Genomic DNA, 13430 nt, shown 5'->3' on the forward strand with positions numbered 1-13430 from the left:
GATATGCTGGACTTCAGTTCGCTCCTGCTCGCAGCCGCGCTGTCGGGCATATGCCTTAGCGTCACCATGTTTGCGATCTGGTTCACCGCGCCCAAGGCAGGTTTCGTGCTGACGGTTGCGTGCGGAATTCTGGTGCTCGTCGCGCATGTGATCCTGTTCTGGCGGTACACAAAGGATCCCGATCCACTGCTTTGTCAGATTGTGCTTGCGCTGCTCAGCCTGGGGTTCCTGATCATCTGCTTGTCGGCCATGCAATTTCTGGGGATGCCCGGCTACGGACGTGCCGTTGCACCTGCGCTTGCCGCCATGGCCATTTGTGCCGTCGTGACCTTTATGGGCTTTGACGGCATTGGCTTCATAGTCACCTACACCACGGTGACGGCGCTGCTGTCGGCGATCGGCGCCATGTTCTGGATCAACGGCAGTCACGATCGCCGCATCCTTCTGGTGGTTTCGTTTCTGAGCGGCACCTGCGCGATGTCTTTTGCGCTTTGCGGCGTGGTTCTGCTGACCAAGGGGCAATGGACGCTCGGGGTTGCGCCCGACAACTGGGCCGAACGATTGAATTCCGTAGTGGCGGTCGCCTGCATGACCGGCCTCGGAGCGTTGACGCTCTCCCTCCATCATCTGCAGGCGCAGATCGAACTCAAGGCCGAGACCATGACCGATCCGCTGACAGGATTGCTGAACCGCCGGGCATTGACGTCGCTCTACGGCGAACGGAGTTTCGGTCCGTTCATGTCCATCGTCATGTTCGACCTAGACCATTTCAAGCGGACGAACGATGTCTACGGTCACCCGGTAGGGGATCAGGTCTTGTGCCGTTTTGCCGCCGTCATCAAGAAATATGCCCGGCCCGGCGTCGACGCTTTTCGCCTTGGCGGCGAGGAGTTCGCAATCGTCATGTCGCGGATGACGGATGAAAAGGCTTACGATCTCGCCAGCAAGATAGGCGTGGCGTTCGGCACCGAAATCGTCCCCACCCAGCTCGGCAAGTTGCGCAGCACGGTCAGCGGCGGCATCGGCTTTGGCGAGGCAAGCGGCAGCAGGCTGGACAACGTGCTCGCCGAGGCGGACGCGGCGCTCTATGCCGCCAAACGCGCCGGACGAAATTGCGTCATCAGCCGCAAGAGGATGGGCAAGGCCGAGCCGATCAAGCCGGCCTTGCGCTCAGCGTAATTACTCCGCGGCACCCAGATAATCCGACAGCGGCGGGCACGAGCAGACCAGGTTGCGGTCGCCGGCGACATTGTCGATGCGTGACACCGGGGGCCAGTACTTGGCTGCCGTGTCGGCGTCGCCGGCCGGATAGGCCGCTTCCAGGCGCGAGTAGGGATGGTTCCACTGGCCCGCCAGCGCCTCGGCGGCGGTGTGCGGCGCGTTGACCAGCGGATTGTCGGCCAAAGGCCATTCGCCCCTGGCGACTTTTGCTGCCTCTGCCGATATGGCGATCATGGCCTCGCAGAAGCGGTCGAGTTCCCGCTTGGGCTCGGACTCGGTCGGCTCCACCATCAGCGTGCCGGCGACCGGGAAGGACATGGTCGGCGCGTGAAAACCATAATCGATCAAGCGCTTGGCGACATCGTCGACACTGATGCCTGCACTGTCCTTGAGCACACGGGTGTCGAGGATGCATTCATGCGCGACGCGTCCCTGCCTGCCCTTGTAGAGCACCGGGAAATGCGTACCGAGCCGCGTTGCGATGTAGTTGGCGGACAGGATGGCCGTTTCGGTCGCCTGCTTGAGGCCCGAGGCGCCCATCATGCGGATATACATCCAGGTGATCGGCAGGATCGAGGCGCTGCCGAAGGGGGCGGCGGAGACGGCGTGCGCCGAGCCTTCGGTGACATGGCCGGGCAAATACGGCTTCAAATGCGCCTTGACGCCGATCGGCCCGATGCCGGGTCCGCCGCCGCCATGCGGTATGCAGAAGGTCTTGTGCAGGTTCATGTGGCAGACATCGGCGCCAATATCGCCGGGACGGGCAAGCCCGACCAGCGCGTTGAGGTTGGCACCGTCGAAATAGACCTGGCCGCCATGCTCATGGATCAGTGCGCAGAGATCGCGTGCGCCTTCCTCGAACACGCCATGCGTCGAGGGATAGGTGAACATCAGCGCCGCGAGATTTTGCGCATGTTCAGCCGCCTTGGCCTTCATGTCGTCCATGTCGATGTTGCCGTCTTCGGTGCAGCGCACGACGACGACGTTCATGCCGGCCATCGCCGCGCTCGCGGGATTGGTACCATGCGCCGAGGAGGGGATCAGGCAGACGGTGCGGTGGTTGTCGCCGCGTGAGCGGTGATAGCCGCGGATGGCGAGCAGGCCGGCATATTCGCCCTGGCTCCCGGCATTGGGCTGCAAGGTGACGGCGTCGAATCCGGTGATCTCCGACAGCCAGCCCTCCAGCTCACCGATCATGGCACGGTAGCCTGTCGAGTGCGCGGCCGGGGCGAAAGGGTGCAGATTGGCAATGCTCGGCCAACTCACCGGCATCATCTCGGCGACGGCGTTGAGCTTCATGGTGCAGGACCCCAGTGGGATCATGGCGCGGTCGAGCGCCAGGTCCTTGTCGGCGAGCCGGCGCAGGAAGCGCATCATCTCGGTTTCCGACTTGTTTTCGTGGAAAACAGGCTGGGTCAGGAACTCCTTGCCGCGCGGCTTGCCGGGCACCGTGCTGTCGGCGGAGACACCAGCCTTGGCGCCGAACAGGGCCGCTATTGCGTCGAGATCGGCCTCGGTCGAAGTTTCGTCGAAGGCAATGCCGATATGGTCGGCATCGACGGCACGCAGCAATCTGCCACCCTTTTCAGCCGCAGTGGCGATCGAAGTTGCCTTGCCCTTCACCTCCGCCGTCACCGTGTCGAAGCGGCTTGAACCGAGCACGGAGATACCTGCTGCTTTGAGCCCGGAGGCGAGACGATTGGCCAGCGTGTGGATGCGCCCGGCAATCGCCTGCAGCCCGGCGGGGCCGTGCCAGATGGCATAGGCAGTCGCCATGTTGGCGAGCAACGCCTGCGCGGTGCAGATGTTGGAGGTCGCCTTGTCGCGGCGGATATGCTGTTCGCGCGTCTGCAAGGCAAGCCGGTACCCAGGCCGGCCCTTGCTGTCGGTAGACTGGCCAACCAGGCGGCCGGGCATCAACCGCGTGAGCCTGTCGGAGACGGCGCAATAGGCCGCGTGCGGGCCGCCAAAGCCCATCGGCACGCCAAAACGCTGCATCGGGCCGACGGCGATGTCGGCGCCGAGCTTGGCCGGCGCGTCGGTCAGCGTCAGGCCGAGCGGGTCGGCGATGAAGACGACGATAGCCCCGGTCGCGCGCGCCTTGTCGATCGCTGCCTTGTGATCGCCATAGATGCCAAATGTATCCGGCCAGGAGACAAGCAGGGCGGCGGTGTTGTCGTCGATCGTTTCGCCATCGATCTCGATGCCGAGCGGCTCGGCACGGGTGCGCACCACGTCCAGCGTTTGCGGATGCGGCGTGCCGGCAAGTGCGACCTTGGTTCGCTTGTCACGGTGGTGGCGCAAGGCGATGCCGACGGCTTCGGCCACGGCGGTTGCCTCATCCAGCAGCGAGGCCGAGGCCACCGGCAGGCCGGTCAATTCGGTGACCAGCGTCTGGAAGTTGAACAGCATTTCGAGCCGGCCTTGGCTGATCTCTGCCTGATAGGGCGTGTAGGCCGTGTACCAGGCAGGATTCTCGAACAGATTGCGCTGGATAACCGGCGGGACATGGACGCCGTGATAACCGGCGCCGATGAAGCTTTTCAGCACCGTATTCCCGGACATGACAGCCGAGAGTTCGGCCAGCGCTTCCGCTTCGCTCGCCGGTGCTGGTAGGGCAAGCGGCCGATCGAGCCGGATCGACTTCGGTACGGACTGGCTGATCAGTGTCTCGATCGAGGGCACGCCGATGGCGGCCAGCATCGCCCTGGTGTCGTTGAGGCCGGGACCGATATGGCGGGCCGAGAAGGGGTAGGGTGCTGCGGTCATGTCAATAAGTCCTGATATCAACCGATATGGGCTTTGTAGGCGGCCTCATCCATGAGGCCAGAGAGCTGGCTTTCGTCGGCAAGCTTCATCTTCCACAGCCAGCCGGCCCCTGTTGCGGCCGAGTTGACCAGTGACGGATCCGACGACAGCGTGCCGTTGGCCTCTGTGATCTCGCCATCGACCGGTGCATAGACATCGGATGCCGCCTTGACGGATTCGACCACGACGGCGGTGTCGCCCTTGGTCAATTTTTTTCCGGTCTCCGGCAGTTCGACGAAGACGAGGTCGCCGAGCTGCTCCTGCGCGTAATCAGTGATGCCGACCGTGGCGATGCCGCCCTCGACGCGGAGCCACTCGTGATCCGATGTGAAATAGGTCGTTGCCATTGAGATCATCCTTTGCGGTAGCGATGGGGTGTGAAGGGCAGGGAACTGATATCGACTGGGATTTTCGTCCCGCGCACATCGGCGAAGACCCGCGTTCCGGGCTTTGCCAGAGGTGTCGAGACATAGCCCATGGCGACCGGATGGCCGGCCGAGGGGCCGAAGCCGCCCGATGTGACCTGGCCGGCCGGATTGCCGTCGGCGTCAAAAAGCGCGGCACCGCCACGCACCGGCTGGCGGCCTTCCGGCTTAAGCCCTACCCGCTTTTGCGCGGGTCCTCGTTCCACGGCGGCGCGGAGCGCATCGGCGCCGATGAAAGCGCCGGAAGCGCGGATGTCCTTTGGAATTGCCCACATCAAGGCGGCGCTGGCCGGATCGGTCTCCGGCGTGATGTCCTGGCCATGCAGGCACAGTCCTGCCTCCAGCCGCAGGCTGTCGCGGGCGGCCAGGCCGATCCACAGCACGCGTTCGTCGCCGAGCAGCTTGGCGACGAGGTCGCGTGCATCGGCTTCCGGCAGGCCGATCTCGAAACCGTCCTCGCCCGTATAGCCCGACCGGCTCATGAACCAGTTTTTGCGCGGTTCGACACCATGCATGAAAAGCAGCGAGCCGGTCTCGATGCCGGCGCGGGAAAGGGCGGCCCAGGCTTCAGGACCCTGGATGGACAGGAAGACGCGGTCGAGCGGCTCGACTCTGGCGTCGAAATCCGCGGCAAGTGCACGCAAATGCTTTTCATCGGCGACGGCGTTGCCTGCGTTGGCGACTACCATGAACCTGCTATCGCCAAGTCTGGTGACGATGAGGTCGTCCAGGATGCCGCCTGCCTCGTTGAGGAAAAAGGACAGTTTGGACTGTGAGATTTGGAGTGCGCCTGCATCCAAGGGGCAAGCGCGGTTGAGCAGCGCAACCGCCTCCGGCCCGCTGACTTCGAATAGCTTCATATGCGAGATGTCGAACAGGCCGGCCTGTTCGCGGGTGTGAAGATGTTCCTTCATGACGCCCGCCGGATAGGTCAGCGGCATCGACCAGCCGGCAAAAGCGCCAAAGCGCGCACCGGCGGTTACATGGATGTCTTCGAGGGGTAGGTGTCTTGTATCGTCGCCCGTCATGTCGTCTCCAGAGTCGCACGCAATCGGTCGCGAATGGCGACCAGTCCGTGCCCCTCTGTCTGAAGCCTGAGAGACTCGCGCAGCCGGAACTCTGTCAGCGGCGCTTACACCTTCGGCGCGGGGGCAAGCCCCGACTTTCCAGAGTGTCTTTCCCGTCTACGGTTCTTTTGCCTGAGAGATTTCGGGCGATTTCCCCTTCGGCGACAGCTCTCGCTGTTCTCTCCCGCAAACAGGTAGGACTCAGACCCTGAGTCCTCGACGCGCCATCCATAGCTCGCGCGCGACGGCTTGTCACCTGTCAGCGACATCTAAAGCGCGTGCATGCCATTCTTCAAAACCGCGGCACGTTTTGGGCGATATGCGTTGGCCGACAAGTCTTCGCTAACCACGCCGTTTGCCGGTTTTTCAAGACACTGCTGATATGTTGGCTTGTATGACGCTTGGGGCCGGCGCTTGGCGACGGCGGACGGGGACGACAAATGGGCGAATTGATCATGAGCGCGCCGGTGGCCGGGCTGACCTCGAAAATCCGCATCGCCGCGGAGGACGTGGCGATGTTGCGCCATGAAGTGTTCGGCGATGGCGTCGTGACGCGCGGCGAGGCCGAGGCGCTGTTTGCGCTCGATGCAACGGCGAAGGACAAATGCCAGGAATGGCCGCCCTTCTTCGTCGAGGCGGTCACCGACTATATCGTCCACCAGGAAAAGCCGTCGGGCTATATCTCGCAAGACAATGCCGACTGGCTGATCCGCACGATCTCGCGCGATGGCATGGTCGACAGCCGGACCGAGCTCGAATTGCTGGTGCATGTGCTGGAACAGGCGAAATCGTCGCCGAGCCAGCTTTGTGTGTATGCGCTGGAGCAGGTGGCGCATGCCGTCATTGACGGCAAGGGGCCGCTGATGCTCGGCGGCACGCTGGCTCCCGGCCTCATCGCACAGGCGGAGGTCGAGTGGCTGCGCCGGATCCTCCATGCCCATGGCGGCGACGGCAACATCGCCATCACGCGCGCCGAGGCCGAGGTGCTGTTCAAGATCAACGAGTGCACTGCTCAAGGGCACAACGATCCGTCCTGGAACGAGCTGTTCGTCAAGGCGATCGCCAATTTCGTCATGTGCTCGGCCGGCTACGAAGCACCGACGCGCGATGTGGCGCTGCGCCGTGATGCCTTCCTCGAACATGCGGATCCGGAAATAGGCGGCTTCTTCAGCCGCATGATCTCCGGCGGCCTTGCCGGCATCATGGAAGCCTATCGGTCGCCAGGCGACATCGAGGCCGAGTGGGAAGCCAAGAACAGGGCGGCCGAGGCGCTGGCCCGCCGCGCCGAGACGGTCGATGCCGGTGAAGCCGGCTGGCTGATCGAACATATCGGCGTCGACAGGCCTCTTTATGAGAACGAACGCGCGCTGTTGACCCTGATCAAGCACGCCTCACCGGAAATCCATCCGGCGCTGAGGCCGCTGCTCGACAAGGTCGCCTGAGCGGTAGGGGTTGCCTGAGCGGTATGGGTTGCCTCGGTCAAAGCTGGGGTTGCCCGATTAGATCTGGTCGACGTCGATGTATATCCTTGCCAAGCCTTCCCTGACGGTCGACATGGCATCGGCGACGCTGATGGCGATGTGGTCGTGCATGAGCCTTGCGGCCCTGTCGGCATCGCGGGCTACCATGGCCCGGGCGATTTCGCTGTGTTCGGTGTAGGTCGTCGACAATCGCCGGTGCTTCTCCACTTCGATCTTGCGAACGAAATGGATGCGCGTGTTAATGCCTTCGAGCATGCGCGCCAGTTCGGGATTGCCCGACAGCCTGGCGATGCGGTTGTGAAACTCCTCGTCCCTGGCGGTCAGCTCAGTGCTGGAAAACGAGTCGGCGCGCGCCATGGTGAGCGCCCACCAGTCGACGAGCGCGGCGAGTTCCTCATCAGTCGCGCGCTGGATCGCCAGCCTGACGGAGCGGTCCTCGAGCACCGCTCGCACGTCGGAAAGATTGACGATCTCGTCGACATCGAAGCCCCGGCAAAAGAAGCCGCGATTGGTCTGGAAAGTGATGAGTTCCTCCGTGACCAGCCGCTGGAGCGCTTCCCGGACTGGGCTGCGGCTGACATTCAGCCTGGCGGCAAGCACCACTTCGTTGATGCGCTCGTTCGGCTTGAAGCGATAATCCATCGCCATGCGACGGATTTCTTCATAGACACGCGGGCCGGTCTTGATCGGCTTGGATGCCAACGCTGCGCTGTTGTCCCGGTTGCTTTGCCTGGCGGGTCGGAGCATGGCGTCGTCAGGCCTTTGCGGCGCTTGGTTCGGCGAACCGCGCCTGTGTGGGAAGGATGCAGTCGAGGGCGATCGGCGCTGCCCGGCCGGCGATCAGATCGGCGACGATACGGGCCGATCCATGCGCCATCGTCCAGCCGATATGGCCGTGCCCGGTGTTCAGCCACAGGTTTCGAATGTCGCGCCGGCCGAGGATCGGCAGGTTGTCGGGCGTCATGGGCCTCAGGCAGGCCCGCATCTCGGCGCGATCATAGGCGATGCCGCGCGGGAACAGGTCCTGCGTGACGCGCTTCATGAAGGCGAAATCCGAAGGCTTGTGGCTGCGATCATAGCCCGCGAATTCCGCGGTGGCGGTCACGCGGATGCGATCGCCCATCGGCGTGATGGCGACGAGATTGTGCTCATCGATGACAGGGAGTTTTGGAGCCAGCGCCTGATCGACGATGGGAATGGTCATGGAATATCCCTTGACCGGATAGATCGGCAGACCAAGGCCGATCTTGCGGGCGAGGACGGGGCTCTCGGCGCCGAGACACAGAACGTAGGTGTCGGCCAGAAACTCTCCCTTGTCGGTGACGATCTTGGTGATCGTTTCCTTTCTGCGTTCGATCCCCACGATCCTGGTCCCTGTCAGGATCTTGCCGCCCCTATTTTCGACGATGGCCGCCAGCGCGCGCGTGAACTTGGCGGCGTCGCCGGTTTCGTCGGTCGGACACAATACGCCGCCGGCGATGATGTCGCGCGACGAAGCCAGCGCCGGCTCGCGGTCAACGATTTCCTGCGCGTCGACGATACGGATCTCCTGGCCGTCGGCCTCCAGCAGGCGCATGTTGGCGATGCCCTTGTCGAGCGCCTGGCGGTTGCGGTGGAAGTAAAGAATGCCGGCCGATGTCCTGTCGTACTGGATCGCTTCCTCCCTGACGACCGCCTGCAGGACCGATTGGGAATGGACCGCAAGCCGATGTTTGAGAAGGGTGTTGCGACGCGCTTTGGCGGCCGTGCATTGCATGAGGAAGCGCAGCGACCAGCCGTAGAGATGCGGGTCGGCGGAGAGCTTGAAACGAAGCGCCTGGTCTTTCTGGAACAGCGACTTCAGCAGGATTTTTGGCGCGGCCGGCGATGACCAGACGAAGGAATGGCCGGGCGCGATCATGCCGGCATTTGCCCAGCTTGCCCCTTCGGCCACCTGTGATGCCTGCTCGAGAACGGTGACCGTGTGGCCGTCCTTCTGCAACTGATAGGCAGTGGTGATCCCGACAACGCCACCGCCCAAGATCAATATGCGCATCGCTGACCCGAATGGTTGTCGTTTCTATTGTCGACAATTCAACAGGAAGACGCTGGCCATTGTCAACGGCGCGTGGGTCGACGATCGATTCACCGTTCAGACAGGGCGAAATCCCGGCATTTCCCGGTTCCCAAAATTGGAACGGAGCTCTTGACACGTTTGGCAAAGTTGTCGCTTCTATTGTCGACAATTCTGATTGGCATCAGGAAGGGGACTGCGCCATGGACGCCCCGCTTAGCCGCGCCGACGATGCGCTTGTCGTCGACAAGGAACACATTCCCTTCAAGACCGACGACGGCATCGGCACCCGCGCCAATCTCGGCCTGCTCGTCCTTCGAACCGACCAGACCATCGAGGATGAATTCCGCTATGCGCTGCCCGCGCGCGACATCGCGCTGTACGAGGCGCGGCTCTACAGCGATGTCGAGATCACGCCGGAAAACCTGATGAAGATGTCGGCCGTCATCCCGGAAACTGTCGGGCTCTTGCCGGACGTCAAGTTCGATGTGATCGGTTTTGCCTGCACCTCGGGAGCGCTGGTTATCGGCGAGCACAAGGTCGCCGAACGCGTTCATGAGGTGCTGCCGGGCGTGCAAGTGACCAACCCGGTGACGGCGGCAAGGGCGGCGCTGAAGGCCCTGGGCGTCTCGCGGATCGCGCTGCTCACCCCTTATCTGGCGAAAATCAATCATTCGCTACGTGCATCGCTGATGGCGCGGGGGATGGACATTCCGGTCATGGGCTCCTTCAACGAGGCGGATGACAATGTCGTTGCGCGCATCACGCCGGCATCGGTCAAGCAGGCCATCTTGGAAATCGGTGCGTCGAGCGACTGTGAGGCGGTGTTCGTTTCCTGCACCAGCATGCGCGTTGCCCGCATCATCGAGGACGTCGAGAAGGAACTGGGGAAACCGGTAACCTCGAGCAACCATGCACTTGCTTGGCATATGCTGCGGCTTGGCGGCATTGGCGAGCAGATTGCCGGAAAGGGCGAACTGTTTCGCCGCTCGCTAGGCTAGCATCTTCAGAGCCGGAATTGCGGTGTTCAGATCAGATCCCGCCGGACCAGTCGTAGCCATTGTCTTCCCAATAGCCGCCGCGACCGCCGCCGACAGTGGCGAAGCCGTCGACCAGCTCGATCTTGTAGAGATATTTCGGCATCTTGTAGCCGAGTTGGCGCTCGACGCGAACCCGCAGCGGAGCGCCGTTCTCGACCGGCAGCGGCTTGCCGTTCAGGCCATAGGCGAGGATCGTCTGTGGGTGGCGGGCATCGACCAGGTCGATGCTGCCGTAATATTTGATGTCGCCCGACAGGCTGCGGTCGATCGTGTCGAGGCAATGGAACATGACGTAACGCGCCTGCGGTTTGACCATCGCCTGGTCCAGCACCAGCGACAGCGGCGTGCCGGTCCATTTGGCGATGCAGCTCCAGCCTTCGACGCAGTCATGGCGGGTGATCTGGGTGCGGCTCGGCATATTCTGGAGTTGCTCGCGGCTGAGCGACAGCGGCTTCTCGACAAGGCCTGAAACCTCCAGTCGCCAGTCGGCAAAGTTGTTGGCGAGCAAGCCCTTGTAGACATCGTCATCGGGAGCGGTGACACCATTCGGCCGCTGCGGCTGGCGGATGTCGGCCTCGGTGAATTCCGGGGCCAGCGCGTCACTTCCGGCAAGCAGCCGCTGTGCGCGATAGGTCAGGCCATTGGCGTTTTCGAGGAAACTGCGCAGGCCGCTGCCAACACCTAGCTGACTGTCGAAGGCGTCGCAGCCCGACAGCATGATGCCGGAGACGCCAAGACTGGCACCGGTCAGGAATTTGCGGCGGCTGATCTGGAATTTTGCCATGTCAGGCACTCCTCTCGGCTGTATCGTCCTGTGCGGGAGGATCTGTCCGATACCAGCCGGTGATGATCGAGCGCAGTTCGTTGATCGGGCCGGCGGCCAGGATCATCAGGATATGGACGACGAAGAAGGCGACCAATAGCACCATGACGGTGAAATGGATGGTGCGTGCCGTCTGCCGGCCACCGAGCAGATCGTTGAGGAACGGCAGCACCGAATTCATGCTCGGCGACATGGCCAGGCCGGTGATGATCATCAGCGGCAACAGCACGAACAGCACGCCGCCATAGGCCATCTTCTGCAGCGTGTTGTATTCGCGCCTGTGGTGGAATTTGAGCTTGGCGTGGTCGACGATGTCTTGCGGCAATCGCTTCAAATCGTCGAGGCGTGGCGCGAGATCGCGCCGCAGATGGCCGTTCACGGTGCTGGCGACAAACCAGACGATCAACGTCGTGGCCAGTATCCAGGCAAAGAAGAAATGGATGACGCGCGCGGTGCCGAGGTCATAGTAGGACGGGATGGTCGCCCAGGATGGAAAGGCGCGGGACGTCTCCTGGCCGGCCGGACCCGACCAGCCGAGCACGCCAGTGGTGTCGAAGCGAAGCCCGAAGATTTCCGTGTAGCCGCGCGGACCCGCATCGGAATTCTCGGCGCCGATGGCGAAGATGGTGTTGTTGTAGTCGAAGCCCGATTCTTTGCCGATATAGAGCTGCGGACGGGCATTGAAGATCTGCAGGCCTGACAGCAGCATGAAGAACAAGGAGATGGCCCAGAGCCAATGCGTCAGCCGCGTCCAGCGCGACTGCCGGTAGATCAGCGTTTTGTCGTTCGACGCAGAAGCGCCTGGATCGGCGGCGGATTGGCTTCTGGCAACGGATTCCATCGTCTTTCGTCTCCCGGCCTCGCGGCATGGCCTGCGCGTTCATTGTCCTCCTGATACGTCGCGATCCAAACCGATGTTTCATCTGATCACGGATTTATTACGGACCGCCCAGGCTGACGGCGAGATTGACGGCGGCGGCGACGATGACCGTGTTGAAGAAAAACGACAGGATGGAATGGACAAGCACGACACGACGCATATGCGTGGTCGAGATGTTGGTATCGGCGGTCTGTGCCGTCATGCCGATCACCGTCGAGAAGTACAGGAAATCCCAGCCCTCCGGCCGTTTGTCACCCGGGAACAGCAGTCCGCCGACCGGGATTTTCTTCCTGGTCTCGGCATCCACAGCATCGCCGTCCATCCAGTAGACATGAGCATAATGGAGCGCTGCCATGGCATGAATGGTGAACCAGCCGAGCGGGATCGACAGCAGCGCGAAGGTGAGCTCGACGGGATGGCTTCTGTCCTTCTGATTGATCAGCAGGAACAATGAGATAACGGCAACGCCGACGACGACAAGCGTCACAGCGAAGATGACCAGCACCGGCTGGTCCGTGGCACGCGCATTCCTGCTCAGATACCTGCCGGTGAACTTCGGCATCTGGGCGACGACGAGAATGACATAGGCGGCAAAGAACGCGTTGGCGCCGATCGAATAGGCGAGCGGGGCGTGCAGCAGCAACGCCACGAGAAGCGCAAAAACGCCAACGCAGGCCGACACAGCGAACAACATGTGGCGCTGAATGGGAGACTTCACCGGGGTTTCGGCAGCCATGTCGGTTCCAACCTTGGATGGCGCTCGGTTTCTAGTCTGGTGTGGCGGATTTGAGCGCCCGCCGCAAGATGCGGTCGAGTTCGCCGAGAAACCGCGACCGGTCTTGCGGCGCGAAGCTGGCATTGTAGCCCTTGCTTTCGCCGGTCTCGCGCAGATGCTGCTTCAGGTCACGCATCGCTACCGCCATGCCGATCGTTTCCGGCGTGAAGGGGCGCCCCGTTGGCCCAAGCACATGCGCGCCGAGTGCCACCGCGCGGGCGGCCAGCGGAATGTCGGCGGTGATCACAATGTCGTTGGTGCGTGCATTGTCCACGATCCAGTCGTCGGCGGCATCGGCACCTTTGGAAACCACGACATTGCGGATCATCGGATCGCGCGATGGCCGCAGGCCGCCATTGGAGACGTAGGTGACAAGGATGCCATGCCGGTCGGCCACTTTTTCGACCTCGGCCTTGACCGGGCAGGCGTCTGCATCGACGAGAATGGCGGGGAGTTCGCTCATGTTTCTTTTCTCCTCCCACTTGTGAACCACAGAGGTCGCGGGCCGATTGGGCGGCGGCCTGGTATCTTCCTCAGTAAACCACGACGCTTCTGATCGATTTGCCCTCATGCATGAGATCGAAACCCTTGTTGATGTCCTCGAGCTTCAGCGTGTGAGTGATCATCGGGTCGATCTGGATCTTGCCGTCCATGTACCAGTCGACGATCTTGGGCACGTCGGTGCGGCCGCGCGCGCCACCGAAGGCGGTTCCCATCCAGGTGCGGCCGGTGACCAGCTGGAACGGCCGTGTGGAAATCTCCTGGCCGGCGCCGGCGACACCGATGACGACCGACTTGCCCCAGCCGCGATGCGAGGCTTCCAGCGCCTGGCGCATCACCTTGGTGCTGCCGGTGCA

General features: G+C 62.6%; 12 protein-coding genes, 1 pseudogene and 1 riboswitch. Of the genes and pseudogenes, 3 read left to right on the top strand and 10 right to left on the bottom strand.

Annotation, left to right across the window (positions count from 1 at the left end; translation table 11 throughout):
• Positions 1-3 precede the first annotated feature (3 nt).
• Positions 4-1179, top strand: a complete 1176-nt coding sequence (locus tag AC0L2U_RS23600; RefSeq protein ID WP_128288514.1) for a GGDEF domain-containing protein — start codon at positions 4-6, stop codon at positions 1177-1179.
• On the opposite strand, the gene gcvP is transcribed toward AC0L2U_RS23600, so the two are convergent.
• Genes gcvP through gcvT form a run of 3 tightly spaced genes read right to left on the bottom strand, consistent with a single transcriptional unit; the run spans position 1180 to position 5482 of the window.
• A complete protein-coding gene (gene gcvP / locus AC0L2U_RS23605) occupies positions 1180-3990 on the bottom strand; it encodes an aminomethyl-transferring glycine dehydrogenase (RefSeq protein WP_473602728.1) in 2811 nt (936 codons plus the stop codon).
• A gap of 17 nt (positions 3991-4007) precedes the next feature.
• Positions 4008-4376: a glycine cleavage system protein GcvH gene (gene gcvH / locus AC0L2U_RS23610; RefSeq protein WP_127320643.1), complete on the bottom strand. Its 369-nt coding sequence runs from the start codon at positions 4374-4376 to the stop codon at positions 4008-4010.
• A 5-nt stretch (positions 4377-4381) separates the two neighbouring features.
• Positions 4382-5482: a glycine cleavage system aminomethyltransferase GcvT gene (gene gcvT / locus AC0L2U_RS23615; RefSeq protein WP_292699964.1), complete on the bottom strand. Its 1101-nt coding sequence runs from the start codon at positions 5480-5482 to the stop codon at positions 4382-4384.
• A gap of 149 nt (positions 5483-5631) precedes the next feature.
• A riboswitch (glycine riboswitch) is annotated at positions 5632-5718 on the bottom strand.
• Positions 5719-5961: 243 nt separating this feature from the next.
• On the opposite strand from gcvT, the gene AC0L2U_RS23620 reads away from it, so the two are divergent.
• A complete protein-coding gene (locus AC0L2U_RS23620) occupies positions 5962-6963 on the top strand; it encodes a hypothetical protein (RefSeq protein ID WP_473602729.1) in 1002 nt (333 codons plus the stop codon).
• 57 nt (positions 6964-7020) lie between these two features.
• On the opposite strand, the gene AC0L2U_RS23625 is transcribed toward AC0L2U_RS23620, so the two are convergent.
• On the bottom strand, positions 7021-7704 hold the full coding sequence (locus AC0L2U_RS23625) for a GntR family transcriptional regulator (RefSeq protein ID WP_245481738.1): 684 nt from the start codon (positions 7702-7704) through the stop codon (positions 7021-7023).
• Between the two features lie 52 nt (positions 7705-7756).
• Complete coding sequence (locus AC0L2U_RS23630) at positions 7757-9037, bottom strand: D-amino acid dehydrogenase (RefSeq protein ID WP_473602730.1); 1281 nt, start codon at positions 9035-9037, stop codon at positions 7757-7759.
• A 221-nt stretch (positions 9038-9258) separates the two neighbouring features.
• Here AC0L2U_RS23630 and AC0L2U_RS23635 point away from each other — a divergent pair, with 221 nt between their 5' ends.
• The gene (locus AC0L2U_RS23635) at positions 9259-10056 is read left to right on the top strand and encodes a maleate cis-trans isomerase family protein (RefSeq protein ID WP_127810557.1); all 798 of its coding nucleotides are present in this window, start codon (positions 9259-9261) and stop codon (positions 10054-10056) included.
• Between the two features lie 31 nt (positions 10057-10087).
• Here the strand turns inward: AC0L2U_RS23635 and AC0L2U_RS23640 are convergent, their stop codons facing one another.
• The 5 genes and pseudogenes from AC0L2U_RS23640 to AC0L2U_RS23660 all read right to left on the bottom strand — a co-directional run.
• Positions 10088-10879, bottom strand: coding sequence for a molybdopterin-binding protein (locus AC0L2U_RS23640; protein WP_473602731.1), 792 nt, complete (start codon positions 10877-10879; stop codon positions 10088-10090).
• Position 10880: 1 nt separating this feature from the next.
• The gene (locus tag AC0L2U_RS23645) at positions 10881-11759 is read right to left on the bottom strand and encodes a cytochrome b/b6 domain-containing protein (RefSeq protein WP_473602732.1); all 879 of its coding nucleotides are present in this window, start codon (positions 11757-11759) and stop codon (positions 10881-10883) included.
• A 97-nt stretch (positions 11760-11856) separates the two neighbouring features.
• Entirely contained in the window at positions 11857-12534 is a 678-nt protein-coding gene (locus AC0L2U_RS23650; RefSeq protein ID WP_023810520.1) for a DUF1345 domain-containing protein, read from the bottom strand.
• Positions 12535-12565: 31 nt separating this feature from the next.
• Positions 12566-13036 (bottom strand): YaiI/YqxD family protein, encoded by a 471-nt coding sequence (locus AC0L2U_RS23655; protein ID WP_256748174.1) that lies wholly within the window; start codon positions 13034-13036, stop codon positions 12566-12568.
• 70 nt (positions 13037-13106) lie between these two features.
• Positions 13107-13430 (bottom strand): annotated as a pseudogene (locus AC0L2U_RS23660) (S-(hydroxymethyl)glutathione dehydrogenase); the annotation flags it as partial.

The sequence above is a fragment of the Mesorhizobium sp. WSM4808 genome (assembly GCF_055811675.1).